The 898-nt window shown below is 75.7% G+C and carries 1 pseudogene; it reads right to left on the reverse strand.

Features of this window, described 5'->3' with window-relative positions:
* Window positions 1-898: pseudogene (locus E7Z54_RS23410) on the reverse strand (hypothetical protein); the annotation flags it as partial.

Here is an 898-nt window from a genome sequence, read left to right on the forward strand (position 1 = left end):
ACACCGCCAGCGCAGCCAGTGCCGGCCCGATCGCAGCGTCGGGCGAGCCTTCCGCCAGCGCCGCGCGCGCCCGAGCGAGCGCCGACTCGGCATGGAGGCCGGCACTCGGGTACCGCTGCAGGATCGCCGAGAGGGACTCCGCCGCGGACCTCACCGCCGCGGCGTCGCCCGCCGCGTCAGCGATCTCCGCCAGCGCGACGAGCAGCGGCACCAGCCGCAGATCGCCGAACGGCGGGCGTTCCTTCCACGGGATGTCCGAGGGATGCTCGATCTCGCTGCGGATCATGGCCGCCGCCGCGACGGCGTCCCCCTGGGCGAGGCGCACGAGCGCCAGCCCGGGCTGGGGCGACCAGGCCCGATCGTGCGCCTCGAGGTACGCCTCCTCCGCACCGATCAGGTCGCCGCGCCGCAGCCGGATGTTGCCCAGCTCGACCAGCGGCCATCCGAACTCCCGGCGCATCCAGGGCCGCAGCTCCACGCACGCGGCGAGCGCCTCCTGCTCGGCCTCCTCCGCGGGCCCCGAGATCCGGAGCAGCTCCGCGCGGTGGACGCGGCAGCGACCGTGCGTCCCCCCGAACGCCGGGCCGTGCCGCCAGCGCTCCATCACCTCGGTCCACTCGCGGGCCCGTTCGTGGTCGCCGAGCCAGAGCGCCGCGCAGATCAGCTCGCAGTAGACGTTGCCCGTCGTGAGCGGGTCGAGCTCGCCTGCCGCGAGGTCGACGGCGACCTCGTCGAGCATCGCGATCCCGCGATCGACCTCGCCCGCGTGGATCGTGAGCCGGGCGACGGCGACGCGGCCGAGCGCACGGGCCGGGTCGACGCCGAAGGCCGTCCCGAGCTCGACGGCCTCCAAAGCCGGCGCCATCGCGGCGGCCGGGTCTCCGGAGAGGAACCGCTC

This window comes from Nocardioides sp., from assembly GCF_004803405.1.
GTDB classification, from domain to species: Bacteria; Actinomycetota; Actinomycetes; order Propionibacteriales; family Nocardioidaceae; genus Nocardioides; species Nocardioides vastitatis.